This is a genomic window from Amycolatopsis speibonae, from assembly GCF_042647925.1.
Lineage (GTDB): Bacteria > Actinomycetota > Actinomycetes > Mycobacteriales > Pseudonocardiaceae > Amycolatopsis > Amycolatopsis speibonae.
Genome location: NZ_JBHRWK010000017.1, coordinates 189,308 through 208,286, shown reverse-complemented (window position 1 = coordinate 208,286; position 18,979 = coordinate 189,308). Strand labels below are relative to the sequence as shown.

At 68.2% G+C, this 18,979-nt stretch carries 17 protein-coding genes and 1 tRNA gene; 9 read left to right on the top strand and 9 right to left on the bottom strand.

Translation table 11 applies throughout. The features are described from left to right. Window positions 1-97 precede the first annotated feature (97 nt). A complete protein-coding gene (locus tag ACFOSH_RS13330) occupies window positions 98-472 on the top strand; it encodes an FKBP-type peptidyl-prolyl cis-trans isomerase (protein ID WP_378239116.1) in 375 nt (124 codons plus the stop codon). Window positions 473-526: 54 nt separating this feature from the next. Here the strand turns inward: ACFOSH_RS13330 and ACFOSH_RS13325 are convergent, their stop codons facing one another. The 3 genes from ACFOSH_RS13325 to ACFOSH_RS13315 all read right to left on the bottom strand — a co-directional run bounded on the left by ACFOSH_RS13325 (window position 527) and on the right by ACFOSH_RS13315 (window position 2,456). Further along, the gene (locus ACFOSH_RS13325) at window positions 527-1,570 is read right to left on the bottom strand and encodes a helix-turn-helix domain-containing protein (RefSeq protein ID WP_378239115.1); all 1,044 of its coding nucleotides are present in this window, start codon (window positions 1,568-1,570) and stop codon (window positions 527-529) included. Further along, entirely contained in the window at window positions 1,567-2,163 is a 597-nt protein-coding gene (locus ACFOSH_RS13320) for a hypothetical protein (RefSeq protein ID WP_378239114.1), read from the bottom strand. Before ACFOSH_RS13320 ends, ACFOSH_RS13325 begins: the two co-directional genes overlap by 4 nt. A gap of 210 nt (window positions 2,164-2,373) precedes the next feature. Beyond that, a tRNA-Leu gene (locus ACFOSH_RS13315) sits at window positions 2,374-2,456 on the bottom strand. A 129-nt stretch (window positions 2,457-2,585) separates the two neighbouring features. Between ACFOSH_RS13315 and ACFOSH_RS13310 the strand changes: the two genes are divergently transcribed. The 7 genes from ACFOSH_RS13310 to pknB all read left to right on the top strand — a co-directional run bounded on the left by ACFOSH_RS13310 (window position 2,586) and on the right by pknB (window position 12,095). Continuing rightward, complete coding sequence (locus ACFOSH_RS13310) at window positions 2,586-3,854, top strand: DUF3662 and FHA domain-containing protein (protein WP_378239113.1); 1,269 nt, start codon at window positions 2,586-2,588, stop codon at window positions 3,852-3,854. Window positions 3,855-4,014: 160 nt separating this feature from the next. Beyond that, window positions 4,015-4,485, top strand: coding sequence for an FHA domain-containing protein FhaB/FipA (locus ACFOSH_RS13305; RefSeq protein ID WP_378239112.1), 471 nt, complete (start codon window positions 4,015-4,017; stop codon window positions 4,483-4,485). After that, window positions 4,482-5,876: a PP2C family protein-serine/threonine phosphatase gene (locus ACFOSH_RS13300; protein WP_378239111.1), complete on the top strand. Its 1,395-nt coding sequence runs from the start codon at window positions 4,482-4,484 to the stop codon at window positions 5,874-5,876. The genes ACFOSH_RS13305 and ACFOSH_RS13300 overlap by 4 nt, the downstream gene beginning before the upstream one ends. After that, the gene (locus ACFOSH_RS13295; RefSeq protein ID WP_378239110.1) at window positions 5,876-7,354 is read left to right on the top strand and encodes an FtsW/RodA/SpoVE family cell cycle protein; all 1,479 of its coding nucleotides are present in this window, start codon (window positions 5,876-5,878) and stop codon (window positions 7,352-7,354) included. Before ACFOSH_RS13300 ends, ACFOSH_RS13295 begins: the two co-directional genes overlap by 1 nt. Next, a complete protein-coding gene (locus tag ACFOSH_RS13290) occupies window positions 7,351-8,814 on the top strand; it encodes a peptidoglycan D,D-transpeptidase FtsI family protein (RefSeq protein ID WP_378239109.1) in 1,464 nt (487 codons plus the stop codon). Before ACFOSH_RS13295 ends, ACFOSH_RS13290 begins: the two co-directional genes overlap by 4 nt. 3 nt (window positions 8,815-8,817) lie before the next feature. Then, window positions 8,818-10,125, top strand: coding sequence for a protein kinase domain-containing protein (locus ACFOSH_RS13285; RefSeq protein ID WP_378239108.1), 1,308 nt, complete (start codon window positions 8,818-8,820; stop codon window positions 10,123-10,125). Further along, on the top strand, window positions 10,122-12,095 hold the full coding sequence (gene pknB / locus ACFOSH_RS13280) for a Stk1 family PASTA domain-containing Ser/Thr kinase (protein WP_378239183.1): 1,974 nt from the start codon (window positions 10,122-10,124) through the stop codon (window positions 12,093-12,095). Before ACFOSH_RS13285 ends, pknB begins: the two co-directional genes overlap by 4 nt. A 50-nt stretch (window positions 12,096-12,145) precedes the next feature. Here the strand turns inward: pknB and ACFOSH_RS13275 are convergent, their stop codons facing one another. The 4 genes from ACFOSH_RS13275 to ACFOSH_RS13260 are packed head-to-tail and all read right to left on the bottom strand — an operon-like array spanning window position 12,146 to window position 14,455. Then, window positions 12,146-12,370, bottom strand: a complete 225-nt coding sequence (locus tag ACFOSH_RS13275; RefSeq protein WP_378239107.1) for a hypothetical protein — start codon at window positions 12,368-12,370, stop codon at window positions 12,146-12,148. Beyond that, window positions 12,370-13,014 (bottom strand): hypothetical protein, encoded by a 645-nt coding sequence (locus ACFOSH_RS13270; protein ID WP_378239106.1) that lies wholly within the window; start codon window positions 13,012-13,014, stop codon window positions 12,370-12,372. Before ACFOSH_RS13270 ends, ACFOSH_RS13275 begins: the two co-directional genes overlap by 1 nt. Next, window positions 13,002-13,814 carry an ATP-binding cassette domain-containing protein gene (locus tag ACFOSH_RS13265; RefSeq protein ID WP_378239105.1) on the bottom strand — a complete coding sequence of 271 codons (813 nt, stop codon included), beginning with the start codon at window positions 13,812-13,814 and terminating at the stop codon, window positions 13,002-13,004. The genes ACFOSH_RS13270 and ACFOSH_RS13265 overlap by 13 nt, the downstream gene beginning before the upstream one ends. Continuing rightward, on the bottom strand, window positions 13,811-14,455 hold the full coding sequence (locus ACFOSH_RS13260) for an aminodeoxychorismate/anthranilate synthase component II (protein WP_378239104.1): 645 nt from the start codon (window positions 14,453-14,455) through the stop codon (window positions 13,811-13,813). Before ACFOSH_RS13260 ends, ACFOSH_RS13265 begins: the two co-directional genes overlap by 4 nt. Before the next feature lie 111 nt (window positions 14,456-14,566). Here ACFOSH_RS13260 and ACFOSH_RS13255 point away from each other — a divergent pair, with 111 nt between their 5' ends. Further along, a complete protein-coding gene (locus ACFOSH_RS13255; RefSeq protein ID WP_378239182.1) occupies window positions 14,567-15,886 on the top strand; it encodes an FAD-dependent oxidoreductase in 1,320 nt (439 codons plus the stop codon). A gap of 527 nt (window positions 15,887-16,413) precedes the next feature. Here ACFOSH_RS13255 and ACFOSH_RS13250 read toward each other — a convergent pair. Together ACFOSH_RS13250 and ACFOSH_RS13245 are read right to left on the bottom strand one after the other, a co-directional pair. Beyond that, window positions 16,414-17,076 carry a response regulator gene (locus tag ACFOSH_RS13250; RefSeq protein WP_378239103.1) on the bottom strand — a complete coding sequence of 221 codons (663 nt, stop codon included), beginning with the start codon at window positions 17,074-17,076 and terminating at the stop codon, window positions 16,414-16,416. Beyond that, complete coding sequence (locus tag ACFOSH_RS13245; protein ID WP_378239102.1) at window positions 17,016-18,866, bottom strand: sensor histidine kinase; 1,851 nt, start codon at window positions 18,864-18,866, stop codon at window positions 17,016-17,018. The genes ACFOSH_RS13250 and ACFOSH_RS13245 overlap by 61 nt, the downstream gene beginning before the upstream one ends. Between the last annotated feature and the right edge of the window lie 113 nt (window positions 18,867-18,979).

Below are 18,979 nucleotides of genomic sequence, written 5' to 3'. Positions count from 1 at the left end.
GGGTATCCAAATTTGTGAAGACTATTCGCGTTCTTGCCACCGTTCGGCCGAACACTCGTCCTGCGGACCCCGGACCTGCACAGGTATCTTCCAGGACATGCCTTTGGAGAAGCCCCAGATCGACCGCCCGGAGGGCGCAGCGCCCGCCGACCTGGTGAAGACCGACATCTCCGTCGGCGACGGCCAGGAAGCGAAGACCGGCGACACCGTCACGGTGCACTACGTCGGTGTCTCGCACTCGACCGGCGACCAGTTCGACGCGTCGTGGGACCGCGGCGAACCGCTTCGCTTCGGCCTCGGCCGCGGCCAGGTCATCCCCGGCTGGGACCAGGGCGTCGCCGGGATGAAGGTCGGCGGCCGCCGTCAGCTGGTGATCCCGCCGCACCTCGCTTACGGCGAACGCGGCGCCGGCGGCGTCATCAAGCCGAACGAGACCCTGATCTTCGTGGTCGACCTGGTCGGCGTGAACTGACCCACTTCGCGTGACATGGGCCCGGTCCCCGGGGCCCATGTCACGCAAGGGAATTCACACGGCCTGAAGCCGCCGCGTCGGCTTCGCGAACGGGTTGTCCGCCGAGTCCTCCGAGAAACCCGCCAGTTCGGCGATCTCCCCATCGGTGAGCCCCCTGGCCCGCAACGTATCGCCGATCGCCGTTATCAGTTGCGGGGTCTCCGGAGCCAGGCGATCGCTGTCCGGTTCCGTCGTCTTCCATCCGCGAGCGTTCATCGACTTGTAGAAGCTCGTGCGATCCGCGGCCGAAACCTGCTTGAGGGAGTACGCGCGTTCGAAGAGCGCCTGCATCGACACTCCCCAGACTCGCTTCAAGTCCCGTAGATGCCCGATCGTCACGGGACGAAGATCCGGCTTGATCACATGCTCCGGCATCAGGAACTCAGCCGCGAACTCGTTGGCTTCCCGTTCCGGATCCTCGGTCGCGACCCCATTGTGGAGCACAAGGTGACCGAGTTCGTGAGCCAAGGTCAACCGTTTGCGATCGATCGGAGCACCCGCGTTGATCAGCAACACGGGGTGATCGCCGATCCACTGGGAAAGTCCGTCGATACGTGAGGTGCCGAAGTCTTCTTCCAGGATCACGCAGCCGGCAGCCTCCAGCCACCTGGTCAGATTCCGTACCTGCCCGACCGGCAGCCTCCATTGGGCGCGCACCATCAGAGCCGCCTGCGCCGGAGTCGTGTCGATGGGATCGAACGTGGGGACCGACTGCTCCGCCCGCATCGACACGTCCTCGAACAACACGGAGACATGCAACCGGTGGGCGTTCAGCCGCGCTTCGAGCTTTCGCCAAGCGGACGCCTTGGTCGTTCGCTGACGCCTCATGTGCGCGTCCACCGCGAGCGCACCCCGAACAGCGTGATCCCGAGTCAGAAAGCGCGTCGATACACCCAGTGACTCCGCGAGCCGGTTCACCACATCGCCGTCAGGCATGCGTTGATCGTTCTCGTAGCGGGACAACGCGGCCTGAGTGATCTCAGCCTTGGCGCACAGATCCGCCTGCGTCAGTCCGCGGGCGCGGCGAAGTGTTTCCAGCACGTCGCCGATTCCACTCACGTCGCTTCGTCCTCCTCGTCTCGGGCCAAGGCCTCGTACAGGTCGATCTGGGGCAGGGACGGATCGACAGGAGTCCAGGTGATTTCCGTACCCATGCCTCCGGACGCCTCAGCATCTACCTCCACCGCCCAGATCGCATCTTTGTCCAACCCGTCGCGCAGGGAGACGATGGTGCTGCCGATCACTCGCTCTTCGGGGTCCCAGCGGTAGCCGAAGCCCAGGCGAACCTCTTCCAATCCTTCCAGAGCTTCAGACTGTGCCCAGAAGGCGAGGGCTGATTTCGTGGCGTACGACCTGATGCGATCTCGAACCGTGTGCCGCTTCACACGAGCGCGGTACCGGAGACCCACGGTGACTTCGCGAGTGACGCCCTGATCCACCAGCTCGACCGAGTCGATGTCGGTGAGTCCGCGACGCAAGTGCGCCCAAAGACGGTCGTGGATCCAGTTGGAAAGCCCACGGTCGCTGCTGTCCGCGACCCAGCCAGGGAAGACGTCACGATATTCGGCCAGGTCTGCCCTGGCCGCGCTCGTGGCGTCGACGAGAGCGCTGACGACCTTGTCTCCGAGGTCGTGCAGCACGTCCTCGGCCATGGGGTATGAAAACATGCCAGAAAATATACCGGCTGCGCACTCGCAACTACCAGCACAAACGTGTACTAGAGCTACTCTGGAAGCACTGAAGACCAACCGCCGCCCTCACGCACCGTGGGGGGTCCGGGGGCTCGGCCCCCCGGGTACTGACGAGCGACGACCACACGAAAGAGGCCCCCGTCGCGGAGCAAAGGGGGCCTCGAACAAGAGTGGGCGAGGAGGGAGTTGAACCCTCACGTCCTCTCGGACACACGGACCTGAACCGTGCGCGTCTGCCATTCCGCCACTCGCCCGAGTGCTTCATTCTCTGACAGCTCGCAAAGCGTAGCAGGCGGTTTTGACGGGTTTCACCGGGGGCCGTGTCCGACTGGCCGTACCCGGATAGGATCGACGGGGAAGCACACGTGTGAGGAGGTTGCCCGGTGGGCCGCGTCGAACGGTTTGACAGACGGCTCGAGAACCTCGTGGGCAATACCTTCGCGCGCATGTTCGGTGGCAACGTCGTCACGCAGGAAGTGGCGGTGGCGCTTGAGCGCGAGAGCGAGGAGAACGTTCGTGAGCTGGCCGGTGGTCGACAGCTCGCTCCCAATCACTACATCGTGTCGTTGGGGCAGGCTGATCACGAGCGCATGGCCGGAGACGAGCGGCGGGTCACGTCGGTGTTGGCGGAGGCGGTCAAGGAACACCTCGCCGAGCACGGTTGGGACACCTATGGTGACGTCGTAGTTTCGCTCGAGCGCAACGAGGCGCTGCATACTGGACAGTTCAAGACCCGTTCGTCCGTCGATCCCGACGTCAAGCCCCACGGCGTCGAAGGTTCGTCACGGTCGGCACGACCCAGCAACGCAGGAGACCCAGCAATGAGCCAGCCCCCCGGCTACGGCCAATACGACCAGGGTGACCCGTACGGCCAGCAGCAGGGCCAGTACGGCTACGGACAGCAGGCTGGCCAGCAGCAGCCCGGGTACGACCAGGGTTACGGCGGTCAGCAGCAGGGCGGCTACGACCAGGGCTATGGCGGCGCTCAGCAGCCCGGTTACGACCAGTACGGCCAGCAGCAACAGCCAGGCTATGACCAGGGTTACGGCGGAGCCGCACAGCAGCCCGGCTACGACCAGTACGGCGGCCAGCAGCAACAGGGCGGCTACGACCAGGGCTACGGCGGCGGAGCCGCACAGCAGCCCGGCTACGACCAGTACGGCGGCCAGCAGCAGCAAGGCGGCTACGACCAGGGCTACGGCGGCGGAGCCGCACAGCAGCCCGGTTACGACCAGTACGGCCAGCAGCAGCAGCCCGGCTACGATCAGTACGGCGGCGCACAGCAGCAGCAGTACGGCCAGCCCGCCGCGGACCCGTACGCGCAGGGTGGCGGCTACGGCGGCCAGCCGGCGGCCGGCCGTCAGCTCGCCGCGAGCCTTCAGCTGGACGACGGTTCGAACCGCTCGTACTCGCTGAAGCAGGGTGGGAACGTCGTGGGCCGCGGCCAGGACGCCGACTTCCGGCTCCCGGACACCGGTGTCTCGCGTCGTCATCTGGAGATCACCTGGGACGGCCAGAGCGCGACGCTCGCGGACATCGGTTCGACGAACGGCACCACCGTGAACGGCACCCCGGTGCAGACCTGGCAGCTGGCCGACGGCGACGTGATCCGCGTGGGCCACTCGTCTCTCGTGTTCCGTACGCAGGGCTGACGGGCGGCGTCCGGAGGGGGTACCGCAGAATTGCGGTGCGGGACCTGTGGTGGATCGGCACTTCAGGTCGTATGCGGAGAGCAAGGCTGTTCGGAGCCGACCATCCCGGACGGCACGGGCTCTCCGCGGCGCACAGGAGAAACGGGAGCGGACACAACAAGTGCCAGAGCTGGTCGTTCAACTCACCAGGGTGGGCTTTCTCGTGCTGCTCTGGCTCTTCGTGTTCGCCGCGTTGCGTGTCGTCCGTTCGGATCTGTACGCGGCCTCCGGGTTGCGCGTCGCCGTCCCGACGTTCGGCCGCAAGAAGAAGGAAAGCACCAAAAAGCCGCGTGGCGGGAAGTCGCCTCAGCAGCTGCTCGTGACCCATGGTGCGCTGGCAGGCACCAGGATCGCCTTGGACGGCAGGCCGATCCTGATCGGCCGTGCCGACGACTCGACTCTGGTGCTGGACGACGACTACGCGTCGACCCGGCACGCCCGGATCGCCCTGCGCGGGGAGGATTGGTACGTGGAAGATCTGGGCTCGACGAACGGGACGTACCTCGACCGGGCTAAGGTCACGGCACCCCTCCGGGTCCCGCTCGGAGTCCCCATCCGGATCGGCAAAACGGTGATCGAGCTTCGCCCATGACTCTCGTCCTCCGCTACGCGGCTCGCAGCGACCGGGGCCTGGTGCGTTCCAGCAACCAGGACTCCGTGTACGCCGGTCCCCGCCTGCTCGCCCTCGCCGACGGCATGGGCGGTCACGCCGCAGGTGAGGTGGCCAGCAAGGTCGTCATCGCCTCCCTCGCCCCGCTCGACGACGACGACCCCAGCGACGATCTCCTCGCTCAGCTGCGTGAGGCCGTGCAGAACGGCAACGCGGCCATCGCCGAGCTCGTCCAGCAGGACCCGGACCTCGACGGGATGGGCACGACCCTGACCGCCGTGCTGTTCGCCGGTTCGCGGATGGGTGTCGTGCACGTCGGCGACTCGCGCGCGTACTTGATGCGCGGCGGGCAGTTCTCGCAGATCACGCGGGACGACAGCTTCGTCAACGAACTTCTCGAACAGGGCCGGATCACGCCGGAAGAGGCCGCGGTGCACCCGCAGCGGTCGCTGCTGCTGAAGGCCCTCACCGGGCACGAGGTCGAGCCGAGCCTGACCGTGCGCGAGGCCCGCGCCCACGACCGCTACCTGATCTGCTCGGACGGCCTGTCCGGCATGGTCAGCGACGAGACGCTCGCCGAGGCGATCCAGATCCCGGATCCGCAGGCCTGCGCGGACCGGATGATCGAGCTGGCGCTCAAGGGTGGCGGCACGGACAACGTCACGGTGATCATCGCCGACGTCGTCGACGTCGACTTCGGTGAGGACGCGCCCATCGTGGGCGGCGCCGCCGGTGACGGCAGTGACGAATTCCACCAGGGCGACTCCCCCGCCGCCCGTGCCCGCGCGCTGACCCAGCCCGCGCCGCAGCCGCGGCCCGAGGTCCAGCCCCAACAGGAGGACCCCAAGGTCAAGCGCCGGAGGCGATTTCGCTGGCTGGCGGGAGCGGTGGTCGTCCTGATCGTGCTGGCCGCGGCGGCGATCGCCACGCGGTACTTCGTGCTGAGCCAGTACTACGTCGGCGAAGGTCCCGGCGAGGAGGTCGTGGTCTTCCGCGGCGTCCCGGGCAGCATCCTCGGCATCGACCTGCACGCCTACGAGCAGGGCTCGTGCCCGCCGGGCGGGCTGTGCACCGACAAGCTGCTGGTGCCCGCCCTGCAGGAGGACGCGCGTATCGCGGTGAAGAACGGCGTCAAGAAGGACAATCTCGACGACGCCCGCAAGTACATCGATGATTTCCTGCGGCCGCACAAGCAGCTGGCCGACTGCAAGCCCGCCACCGGCTCGACTTCCATTCCGCCTTCCGCGTCGGCGCCCCCGCCGTCGTCGTCGGCGGCTCCCCCTTCGACCCCCGCCTCGCCGAGTTCGGCGAACCAGCCAGCGGGGAGGGACTGCTCGACGCCGGAACCGGCAGCACCGGGAGGCGGTAACTGATGAGCACGCCGCCCGCCGATCCGGCCTCGGCCCAGTTCGCCACGAACCCTCCGCGCGAGCTGCCCAAGCGGCGCGGGACCGAACTCGTCCTCCTGGCGTTCGCGACGTTCATCGTCACCATCGCGCTCGTGCTGGTGGAGGCGAACCAGGAGCAGGAGCTCACCAGCTCGATCATCTGGCTGGGCTTGTCCTACCTCGGGGTGCTGACGGCGGCGCATCTGGCGGTCCGCCGCTGGGCGCCGTACGCGGACCCGGTGATCCTGCCGTGTGTCGCGCTGCTGAACGGGCTCGGTCTGGTGATGATCCACCGGATCGACCTGGCGCTCGCCGAAAGGGCGATCCAGCAGGGCAAGGAGTACACGCCGGACGTCACCAAGCAGGTGCTGTTCACGGCGATCTCGCTCGTGCTGTTCGTGGTGGTGCTGGTCGTGATCAGCGACCACCGCACGCTGACCCGTTACGGCTACATCTGTGGCCTGGTCGGCATCGTGGCGCTCGCGCTGCCCGCGGTGCTGCCGTCGAGCCTTTCCGAAGTCAACGGCGCGAAGGTCTGGATCAAGCTGCCGTTCTTCTCGATCCAGCCGGGTGAGTTCGCGAAGATCCTGCTGATGATCTTCTTCGCCTCGTTCCTGGTGACGAAACGGGACCTGTTCATGGTCGCGGGCAAGAAGATCGCCGGCGTCGAACTGCCGCGTGGCCGTGACCTCGGCCCGATCCTGATCGCGGCGGCCGCCTGCCTCGGCGTGCTGGTGTTCGAGAAGGACCTGGGGACGTCGCTGCTGTTCTTCGGCGTCACGCTGGTGATGCTGTACGTCGCCACCGAGCGGGTCATCTGGGTGGTGCTGGGCATCGGCTTCTTCGCCGCGGGCGCCATCATCGCCTACAACCTGTTCACGCACGTCCAGCAGCGGGTCCGGAACTGGATCGACCCGCTCGCCACCTACGACGACGCGGGCGGCGGCTACCAGGTCGCGCAGGGCCTGTTCGGGCTCGGCACCGGCGGGGTCGGCGGCACCGGCCTCGGCGCCGGACGGCCGGACATGGTCCCCGAGGCCAAGACGGACTTCATCACCACCGCGATCGGCGAGGAACTCGGCCTGATCGGCCTCACCGCGATGCTGATGCTGTACCTGATCCTGGCGATGCGCGGGATGCGCAGCGCCCTCGCGGTCCGTGACACCTTCGGCAAACTCCTCGGTGGCGGCCTGTCGTTCGCCCTGGTCATGCAGATCTTCGTCGTCGTCGGCGGCGTCACGAACCTGATCCCGAACACCGGGATCACCGCCCCGTTCCTCTCCCGCGGCGGTTCTTCACTGCTCGCGAACTACATCCTGGTGGCCCTTCTGCTCCGAATCTCCGACGCCGCCCGCAAACCCGCGGTGCGGCCGAAGCCGCAGCAGCCACAGGCACCGCTCGCCGAAGCGCACACGGTGATGGTCCAGCGGCCGTCCGCGAACGGTGAGGTGAGCGCGTCGTGAACACCCCGCTCCGCAAGGTCGGCGTCGCCATGCTCGTCATGGTGGTGCTCCTGATGGCCAACGCCACCTACATCCAGGTGGTCAAGGCCGACGACTACCGCACGGACTCGCGCAACGTGCGCGTGCTGTACGACGAGTACTCCCGCCAGCGAGGTCTGATCGTGACGCCCGACGGCGCCGCGCTCGCGAAGGTCGAGCCGTCGAACGACAAGTACAAGTTCATCCGGACCTACGCCGACGGGCCGATGTACGCGCCGGTCACCGGCTACTACTCGATCAACTACGGCTCGGGCGGCCTGGAGCGGTCCGAGGACGACGTCCTCAACGGATCCGACCCGCGGCTGTTCGTGCGGCGCCTTTCGGACATGGTCACCGGCCGTGACCCGCGGGGCGGGAACGTGCGGCTGACGATCAACCCCGCCGTCCAGAAGGCCGCGTACGACCTGATGACGCAGAAGGGCTACACCGGTTCGGTGGTCGCGATCGAGCCGAAGACCGGGCGCATCCTCGCCATGGTGTCGACGCCGTCGTACGACCCGAACAAGCTCGCCGCGCACAGCACCAAGGAGCAGGTCGCGGCGTGGGGCCAGTGGCGCGACGATCCGAAGAAGCCGATGCTGAACCGAGCGATCTCGGAGAGCTACCCGCCGGGGTCGACGGCCAAGCTGCTGGTGACCGCGTCCGCGCTCGAGAACGGCAAGACGGCGGACACGCCGGTCAACACCGCGCCCAACGTCAAACTGCCCGGCACCCAGACGACGCTGGAGAACTACGGCGGCGCGGCCTGCAAGGGCAGCACGCTGAAGGAAGCGCTGCGGTACTCCTGCAACGTGCCCTTCGCCGAACTCGCGGGTGAGCTCGGCAAGGACAAGCTGAACGCGACGGCGAAGAACTTCGGTGTCGGCGAGGACCTGACCGTGCCGATGCGGGTCGCCGCGTCGACCCTCGGCCCGCTCGACTCGAAGGCGGCCCTGTTCCAGAGCGCCATCGGGCAGCGCGACGTGCGCCTGACCCCGATCCAGGACGCCCTGCTCTCGGCGACCGTCGCGAACAACGGGATGGCGATGAAACCGCAGCTCGTGCAGTCGCTGCTGGCGCCGAACCTGTCGACGATCGAGGACTACACCCCGACCGAGCTGACCGGCGACGCCGCGCTGTCCAGCGCGAACGCCGCGATCCTGCGCGACATGATGCTCGCGTCGGAGGAGAACACGAAGGGCGCCGGCAAGCGCGGCGACATCCAGATCGCCTCCAAGACCGGCACCGCCGAGCACGGCAACGACCCGAAGAACACCCCGCCGCACGCCTGGTACACCGGGTTCGCGCCGGCGATGGACCCGAAGATCGCCGTCGCGGTGGTCGTCGAGTCCGGTGGCAACCGCGGGCTCGAAGCGACCGGTGGCACCGTGGCCGCGGAGATCGGCCGCGCCGCGGTCAACGCCATGCTCGGGGGTGGATAGCGGATGCTGTCCTCGGGTCAGCTGCTGGCCGACCGGTACAAGCTGACGAACCGGATCGCCGTCGGCGGGATGGGCGAGGTCTGGCAGGCCAGTGACACGCGGCTGGACCGGACGGTCGCGGTCAAGATCCTCAAGGCGGAGCTGTCCGGCGACGCGGAGTTCCTGCACCGGTTCCGGACAGAGGCGCGGATGACGGCGTCGCTGAACCATCCCGGTATCGCCGCCGTGCACGACTACGGCGAGACGGTCGCGGACGAGCTGTCGATCGCGTATCTGGTGATGGAGCTGGTCGAAGGCGATCCGCTGGCCGCGATCATCACCCGCGAAGGACGGCTGAACGCCGACCGCACCCTGGACATCTTGGAGCAGGCCGGTAACGCGCTGCAGGCCGCGCACGAATCCGGTCTCGTGCACCGCGACGTCAAACCCGGCAACATCATGGTGACCCCGGCCGGTCAGGTGAAGATCACCGACTTCGGGGTCGCGAAGGCCGCCGACGCCGCCCCGGTGACCAGGTCCGGCATGGTCATGGGCACCGCCCACTACATCGCCCCCGAGCAGGCGCTCGGGCACAACGCCGAACCGGCGAGCGACGTCTACTCGCTGGCCGTGTGCGGCTACGAATGCCTCACCGGGCACCGGCCGTTCCTTTCGGAGAACGCGGTGACCGTCGCGATGATGCACATCCGCGACCTCCCGCCGCCGCTGCCGCCGGACGTCCCTCCGGGCGCCCGCGCGGTCATCGAAGCGACCTTGATCAAGGATCCGAGACAGCGGTACAACAGCGGTGGCGAGTTCGCGGCCGCGGTGGCCGCCGTACGCGCCGGGCTGCCACTGCCGACGCCGTCGGGCCTGGTCAACGTGGCGTACTCGGCGGGCCAGCCGGTGATGCCGCAGCAGGTGCCGCCCGGCCCGCACTCGCCGCCGAACCCGATGGCGGCGGTCGGACCGGCGTCGCATCCGGCCATGCACCCGGTCACCGGACCACCCCCGATGGCGGTCCGCCGCCTGCCCGGCAAAAGACCACAATGGGGCTGGTGGGTGCTGCTCGCGGTGATCCTGATCGCAGTACTGGTGGCAGGAGCCTTCCTCGTCGTGAGACTGGTGGGTTCGGGCAACGGACAGCAGCCAGGTGGCGTGGGAACGAGTGAAGAGGCACCGGCTCCGGGTAAGAAGCCTGTGGGTCCTTCGCCGACATCCGCGTATCCCGCGGCGCCGACGGAGGGCAGTACCGAGGAGTCGGCCGGACAGGCGAATCCAGGAATGATGAGCAGCAAACCTTGGACGGAATGGAACGGCACGCAGAGATGAGCACACCAAGACTGCTCAGCAACCGCTACGAGCTGGGCGAGACGCTCGGCTACGGAGGCATGTCCGAGGTCCACCACGGCCACGACGTGCGCCTGGGCCGGGAGGTGGCGATCAAGATCCTGCGCGCCGACCTGGCGCGGGATCCCCAGTTCCAAGAACGTTTCCGTCGCGAGGCACAGAACGCGGCGGCACTGAACCACCCGGCGATCGTCGCCGTCTACGACACCGGTGAGACGAACACCGAGTTCGGCACGCTGCCGTACATCGTCATGGAGTACGTCGAAGGACGGACTCTGCGGGACATCGTGAAGACCGAAGGCCCGATGTCGCAGAAGCGGGCGATGGAGGTCATGGCCGACGTCTGCGCGGCGCTGGACTTCTCGCACCGGCACGGCATCGTGCACCGCGACGTCAAGCCGGCGAACGTGATGATCACGAAGAACGGCGCCGTCAAGGTGATGGACTTCGGCATCGCGCGCGCCATGCACGACGGGCAGTCCGCGATGACGCAGACCGCCGCGGTGATCGGCACGGCGCAGTACCTCTCGCCGGAGCAGGCCCGCGGTGAGTCCGTCGACGCGCGTTCGGACGTCTACGCGGCCGGCTGTGTGCTGTACGAACTCATCACCGGCGAGCCGCCTTTCACCGGCGACTCCCCGGTCGCGGTGGCGTACCAGCACGTCCGGGAGGACCCGAACCCGCCGTCGTCGGTGAACCCGGCCGTGGCGCCGGAGCTCGACGCCGTCGTGCTCAAGGCGCTCGCGAAGGGCCCGGCGAACCGGTACCAGTCGTCGGCGGAGATGCGTTCGGATCTGGTCCGCACGCTGTCCGGCCAGCGGCCGTCCGCGCCGATGGTGATGTCGGAGGACGAGCGCACCCAGGTCATGGACTCCGACCGCCGGGTGCCGCAGCGCTACGACCAGTACGAAGAAGACGAGGAAGACCCGGCCGCGAAGAAGAAGCGCCGGGCCTGGCTGATCACCGGTCTCGTGGTTTCGCTGGCCGCCATCGTGCTCCTGATCATGTGGCTGCTGGGCGCGTTCCAGGACACCAGCGCGGAGAGCAAGGCGATCCCGAACGTCCTCAACCAGAGCGAGGCCTCGGCCACGGACACCCTGCGCGGTGCCGGCTTCAACTCGTTGGAGACCAAGAAGGTCCCCTGCACCGGGGAAGCCGTCAACGGACTGCCCGCCTGCGACGAGAACGACATCGACAAGGTCATCGCGATCAACCCGAACGCGGGACAGGTCACGCTGACCACGAACAAGGTCACGCTGACCGTCGGCTCCAAGCCGGGCAAGGTCAAGGCTCCGGACCTCAAGGGCAAGACCCAGGCCGAAGCCCTGGCGGCGCTGACCGAAGCCGGTCTGAAGCTCGGCGCGATCACCGAGGACGAGACCGACGACCCGAACAACGCGGGCAAGATCTTGTCGCAGAACCCCGGCTCGCAGGCCGAGGTCGACCAAGGTTCGAAGATCGACATCACGGTCGGCAAGTCCAAGGAACTGAAGACGGTCACGAACTACAAGGGCAAGACGAAGTCCGAGGCCGACGCCGGGCTGAGGCAGGCCGGCTTCACGCCGTCGTTCAAGACCGCAAGCTCCAGCGAGCCCAAGGACACCGTCATCGATCAGACCCCGAACGGCGGCAAGCTCGCTGTCGGCAGTGTGGTCACCGTGACGGTGTCGGACGGCAGCCAGGAGACCGTCGACATGCCGAACCTGAAGGGCATGACCGAGGAACAGGCGACGCGGCAATTGCAGCAGCTGGGCTGGAGCGGTCAGCTGAACACGCAGGCCGACAAGAACGGCGACCGGGATCTGGCGGGCAAGGTCAGCAAGACCAACCCGCAGGCCGGTGCGAAGATCGCGAAGAACGCGGCGATCACGCTGTTCATCGTCGAAGGCGATGAGACGCCGACGTCGAGTTCGCGGACCGGGATCCCGGGTCTCCCGGGTGGCGGACAGTAAGTCAGCTCGAAGAAGGGCCCCGCACGGTTTCGTGCGGGGCCCTTCTCATGTCAGTCGTTCGAGAATTCCTTCGTAGGCTTGCCGAATCTGTCCGGGACCGCCCAGCGGCTCGTGGGGCCTCGACGTGCTCGGGCTCGGGTGCGTTCGGCGAACCGCCGGAGCGCGTTTTCCTTGGTGTCGAGGAGGACGATCTCGTGGAACTCCGCGGTCGTCTCCCCGGCGAGCGTCGACTTCCCGCAGGCGGGCGGTCCGTTGAGCGCGATGAGCCGTGGCATCAGGCGTTGTGGCGGAGCAGGGATCCGACGGCCGTCGCGCTCACGAGCAAGGCGGCGACCGCCGCCACCATGGCCACCGTGAACGGGCCGGTCAGGGGTTGTTGCGAGGTCAGGGCCCGCAGCAGCGGGTTGGCCAACGGCAGCCATTTCACCAGGAGCACGGCCGCGAGGGCGAAGATCGCGGCCAGGACGGACCAGCCGGCGCGCGGGACCAGCAGCCGCGAGCAGGGCAGGCCGATCGCGATCCCGAACAGCGCGCACAACGCGTGCGCCGCGGCGCCGAGGGCGAAGGTGCCGATCGTGAAACCGCCGGTCCGGAGGCCGGACCACAGCACCGTCACGAGGATCAGCGCGGCGGCGCAGGCGAAGACAGCCAGGGTGGCGCCGCCGAGGACCGATCGCCAGCGCCGGGCGTGGCTGAAGGTCACCAGCCGCTGGACCGGGTCCTCGACGTCGAGCATCGCGATCGTCAGCCAGCACGAGACCACCAGGAGCGAACCCGCGCTGATCCCGTATTGCGGCAGCAGCGGTGACTTCGGATCCGTGTAGAGCACGGTGTTGACCGCGATGTAGGCGAGGATCGCGGGGAGGTAGCGCTGGGAATGACCGAGCAGCGCGAGGTAGTAGCGGGTCATGGCGAGCACGGCGCCACCTCCCGGACCGAGAAGCCGCGGTTGAGGGCGCGAAGCAGGACGGCGTCCGCGTGCCCGGCTTCGACCGTCAGGACGACTTTCTCGCCGTCGGCCACGGCCTGGCTGACGCCGGGTTCCGACGACCAGTCGCCGCCGGGGCCGTGGAGGACGATCCTTGTCGCGCTTTCGGTTTTGGCGCTCGCTTCGACGCGGGTCAGGAGGCCGGCGTCCATCCGGTGGACGTCGTCGGCGTGGGCGTGCACGGCGGCCGCGCGATGGTCGGTGAAGACGACGCTCGCGCCGCGTTCCCTGGTCTCGGCGACGAGTTCGCCGAGCACCGTGTGGGCTTCGACGTCGAGGCCGGACCAGGGTTCGTCGAGGATCAGCAGTTCCGGCGCGGCCAGGACGGCCTGCGCGAGGCCGACCTTCTGGGCGTTGCCCTTCGACAGGGTCCGCAGGGGCGCGTCCGGGCCGCCGACCAGCGCCAGCCTGTCCAGCAGGGGGTCGATGGCCGCCAGGTCGGCGAGACCGTCGATGCGGGCCATGTGCCGCAGGTACGCCCTGGCGCTCATCCGCTGCCCCGCCGGGAAGCGGTCCGGCAGGTAGCCGACGCGCGGGCTGCCCACGACGGTTCCCGAGGTCTCGCGGGAAAGTGCCGCGAGGATCCTGAGCAGCGTCGACTTCCCCGAGCCGTTCGAGCCGAGGACGCCGATCACGCGGCCCGCCGGGACGTCGAGGTCGACGTCGACGAGCACGGGCTCACCTCGGCCGTAGCGCTTACCGACTCCTTCGAGCCGGATCAGCGAGGTCACGCAGCAGCGGCCTTCTGCAGCGCGCGGGTCGCCTGTTCGAGCTCGTTGACCGTGGCGTCGGGGACCGGGTGCCCGGCCGCGGCCATCCAGTTCGCCAGCATCCGGTGCCCGCACTGGGTGAGCACGGACTCGGGGTGGAACTGGACGCCTTCGAGCGGCAGTTCGCGGTGACGCATGCCCATCACGACACCGGACTCGGTGCGGCCTGTGATCTCGAACACGGCGTCGTCGATGGTTTCCGGCAAAACGGTCAGCGAGTGGTACCGCGTGGCGGTGAATCCGTCGGGGAGTCCGGCCAGGACCCCTTCGCCCGAATGGTGGACTTGACTGGTCTTGCCGTGCAGCAGTTCCGGGGCGCGGTCGACGGTGGCGCCGAAGACGACACCGAGGGCCTGGTGGCCAAGGCAGACGCCGAGCATCGGGATGCGTTTCTCGGCGCAAGCCCGGACGACGTCCATGCTCTGACCAGCGCGTTCCGGGGTTCCGGGGCCGGGAGAGACGAGGACCGCGTCGAACTCGCCGAGCTTGTCGATCTCCACCACGTCGTTACGCCAGACGGTGCACTCGGCGCCGAGCTGGGCCAGGTACTGGACCAGGTTGTAGACAAAACTGTCGTAGTTGTCGACGACGAGCACGCGCATGGAGTCAGCTTAGCGGCTCCCACCAGGTGGACCGTACGCCAGATCACAATGATTGTTAGGGCAACCTAACTTACCGTGGTAGGGGTGAGCCGTTCTCTTCGTGTAGCCATCGTGGGTGCCGGTCCGGCCGGCATCTACGCCGCCGACATCCTCGACAAGTCCGACGCTGACGTGACGATCGACCTGTTCGAGCGCATGCCGGCGCCGTTCGGGCTGATCCGGTACGGCGTCGCGCCCGACCACCCCCGGATCAAGGGCATCGTGACCGCCTTGCACAAGGTGCTCGACAAGCCGAACATCCGGCTGCTGGGCAACGTCGACTACGGGACCGACCTGAAGCTCGACGACCTGCGCCAGTTCTACGACGCGGTGATCTTCTCGACCGGCGCCATGGCCGACCGCGCGCTCGACATCCCCGGGGTCGACCTCGACGGCAGCTACGGCGCCGCGGACTTCGTCTCCTGGTACGACGGGCACCCGGACGTGCCGCGCACCTGGCCGCTGAACGCTACGTCGGTCGCGGTCCTCGGGGTCGGGAACGTGGCGCTCGACGTGGCCCGTGTCCTCGCGAAGACCGCGGACGAGTTGCTCAGCACCGACATCCCGGAGAACGTCTACCAGGGCTTGAAGGCCAGCCCGGTCACCGATGTGCACGTGTTCGGGCGCCGCGGCCCGGCTCAGGCGAAGTTCACGCCGCTGGAACTGCGGGAGCTGGACCACTCGCCGAACGTCGAGGTCATCGTCAATCCGGAGGACATCGAGTTCGACGAGGGCAGCATCGCCGCGCTGCGGGCGTCGAAGCAGATCGACATGGTCGTGAAGACGCTGCAGGAATGGGCGATCCGCGACCAGGGCGACCGGCCGAAGCGGCTGCACCTGCACTTCCTGCACTCGCCGTGCGAGATCGTCGGCGAGGACGGCAAGGTGACCGGTCTGCGGACCGAACGCACCGAGCTGACCGGTGACGGCAACGTGCGCGGCACCGGCGAGTTCCACGACTGGGACGTCCAGGCCGTCTACCGCGCTGTCGGTTACCTGTCTTCGCACCTGCCGGAGATCCCGTTCGACCACACCACGGGGACCGTGCCGAACCAGGCGGGCCGGGTGCTGGACATCGACGAGGACCAGGTGCCGGGCGTCTACGTGACCGGCTGGATCAAACGCGGCCCGGTCGGTCTCATCGGCCACACCAAGGGCGACGCGGCCGAAACGATCGCGAGCCTGCTCGCCGACGCCGACAACCTGGCGACCCCCGCGGTGGACGACCCCGACGCGATCCTCGGCTTCCTCGCCGAACGCGGCGTCCCCTTCACCACCTGGGACGGCTGGGGCAAACTCGACGCCCACGAAAAGTCCCTCGGCGTCCCGCACGGCCGGGAACGCGTCAAGGTCGTGGAACGCGACGAAATGACCCGCATCTCCCGCTCTTAACTCACCTACCCAGCCCCCACCCGTCCCAGGGGGCGGCCCCGAACCCAGTCTACCGGCTGGGGCCGGGGAAAGGGCTGGTCAGCGCGGGTTGTCCACAGCCGGGAAGGGTTGTGGACAACCTCGGGAATGTCACGGAGGGCCCCACCGGTGTGGGGTTCTTCTTGGCGTTCAGGGAGGGGTGGTCGCGAGTGGCGATTCGGGAGTGTGCCGGGATCGACGATGCAGGAATTGGGATGTTCGGTGTCCAGAATCGTGCATCGTCGCGAGGATGTCCTGGCCGGTGGCCGACGGGGGACTCGGCAAGGCGTGAAGGTCGAGTTCCCTCGGCTGAGCCGAGGGAAGGGGGCCTTCACGCGCGACCGCTGTGACTGCTGGTGCACCCGAGGCGATCGCGAAGGTAGCGAAGGGCTCCTTTACTACCGTCAGGGTAGGGAAGGAGCCCTTCACGGAACGGACCAGACCGGCGAACAAAACGGCAGCCAGAATCCAGTAGGTACCGAACACACCCCAATAAGCCGAATCGCCACTCACGACCCACCCGAGCCCAGGTAAGCCAAGACAGCGAGGACGCGGCGGTTCGTGTCGTCCGAAGCGACGATGCCGAGTTTCGCGAAGATGTTCGCGGTGTGCTTCCCCACCGCCCCCTCGCTGAAGTGCAGCCGCCCGGCGATGGCCGCGTTGGAACAGCCCTCGGCCATCAGTTCGAGCACCTCGCGTTCCCGCGGGGTCAGCGCGGCGAGCGGGTCGGAAGCGTTGCCCGCCACCAGTTTCGCGATCACCTCGGGATCCATCGCGGTCCCGCCACCCGCCACGCGCCGCACCGCGTCGATGAACTGGTCCGCGTTGAAGACACGGTCCTTCAACAGATATCCGATCGCGCCGGTGCCATCGGCCAGCAGCTCGCGCGCGTAGAGCTGCTCGACATGTTGTGAGAGAACCAAAATCGGCAGCCCGGGGATGTCGCGCCGCACCGCCAGCGAGACCTGCAGGCCTTCGTCGGTGAGCGTCGGCGGCATCCGGACGTCGACGACCGAGACGTCCGGCCGGTGCGAACGCAGCGCCCGTTCCAGTTCCGGCCCGGTCCCGACCGCATCGACGACGTCGAAACCGTGCGCGGTCAGCAAATGCGTCAGGCCGTCCCGGAGGAGGTACTGGTCCTCGGCGACGACGCATCGGGGTCGAGCTGGCACGGGATCTCCATGATCGCCTTCGTCGGCCCGCCGAGCGGGCTGGTCAGAGCAAAAGTACCGTCGAAGACGCCCAGTCTGCGTTCGATCCCGCGAATCCCGCTCCCCCGGGCCGCGTTCGCGCCGCCCTTCCCGTCGTCGGTCACCTCGATCCGCAGCAGACCGTCGTCATAACCCAGCTCGATCGACACTCGCCGCGCCTCGCCGTGCTTCGCCGCGTTGCCCAGCAGCTCGCTGACCGCGAAGTACGCGCACGCTTCCGCGGGCTGTTCGAGCCGGGGCACCACACCGTTCACCGAAGCCCGCAGCGGACTGTCCAGCGCCATCGCCCGCACCGCGTCACTGAGACCGCGCTCGGACAACACCGGCGGATGAATCCCGCGCACCAGCAGCCGCAACTCGGTCAACGTCTCGGACGACGTCTGCCGGAGCTCGGCGGCCAGCCGTTTCGCCTCGGCCGGATCGCTGTCGATCAACGCTTCGACCGCCCCCAGCTTCATCCCCATCGCGACCAGCCGCGACTGGACGCCGTCGTGCAGGTCCCGTTCGATGCGCCGCATCTCGGCGGCTTGCGCGACCGAAGCGTCCGTCCGCGTCTGCTTGATCCGTGCGACGCGCTGCTCCAGGCGCGAAGCCTCCGTCGGCCCCAGAAGCAGCTTCGCGAACTGAGCTCCCAGGCGGGCAAGCTGCGGCGTCGCGACCAGCCCGGCGACGAAGGCGGCCACGGCGACCGGAGTCAGCAAGAGTGCCTGCCAGTGGGTGGTCGCCTCGGGCAGGCCGATCATCGAGAACCAGTGCGTGGTCGACCAGGCCGTGTCCGTCCACCGCGCGATCGGCCGCCAGACCCACAGCGCCAAGAGCCCCTGGAAGCCGAAGAACACCAGCACCGCCGTCGGCACCGCCAACAGCGCCAGCACCACCGTGTTGACCACCGCGGCCGCCATGTCGCGCCAGGTCGCGCGGTCACCTATCACCCAGCGGTATCGGTCGAGCCGCGCCGGCCACCACGGTGTGTCGTACAGCTGCCGCCTGCGCTGGTACATCCCGTCCGCCCGCGGCACGGGGAACGGCGGCTCCGGCAGGTACGGCCGGTCGATGCGGACGCCGGTCCAGTTCTTGGCCTCGCGGCGCAAGGTGTCGGTGACCGACCGGCCGGCGATGACCAGCGTCGGGAACAGCGGCACCAAGCCGACCAGCATGAGCAGTGTCGGGACCGCCATCGCGAGCTGCGCGACCGACAGCCCGACCAGGCCCAGTTGGAACCCCAGCGCCTTCAACCTCGTCTTGATCCAGCCGTCTCCGGAACGAGCCGGGCGAGGTCCGAGCCACCAGCGCGTCCAGCGCCCGTACACGCGCAGCGCGACGGGTCCGGTCAGCAGCACGGCGGGCACGAGCACCAAACCGGCGAAGGGGTTCCACAGCTGCCAGCCGAGGTCTCGGCCGGTCGCCGGGTCGTCGGAGATCCATTCGAACCGTTTGGTCCACCGCAGGAACCACGACCGCTTGAACAGGCTGTTCCCGTCGCGGTACCAGCCGTCGCGCTCGCGTTCCGGCGCGGGCGGAGCGGGCCGGTACGGCGACTCGACCTCGATGCCGCACCAGCGTCCGGCCAGCCGCCGGGTAAGCGCGGCACGCGGACGCGTCCCCTCCAGGGCCAGCGTGTACGCGAAGACCAGGCCGACGCACAGGATGCAGAAGCCCACCAGTTCGAGCAGCAGGTCCAGCCAGCTCACCAGGGCGAGGGCCGCGAGCACGAGGCCGCGGCGCACCGAGGTGAGGTACTTCCGAATCATGCGAGAAGTCTCGCGCACCGACCGGCCGGAACGCAGTGACCGCAGCCCCACGACCGGGGTGGGCCCAGCCCCACCCCGGTTGGGCTTCTAGCCCCATCCAAAAGCGAAACCTT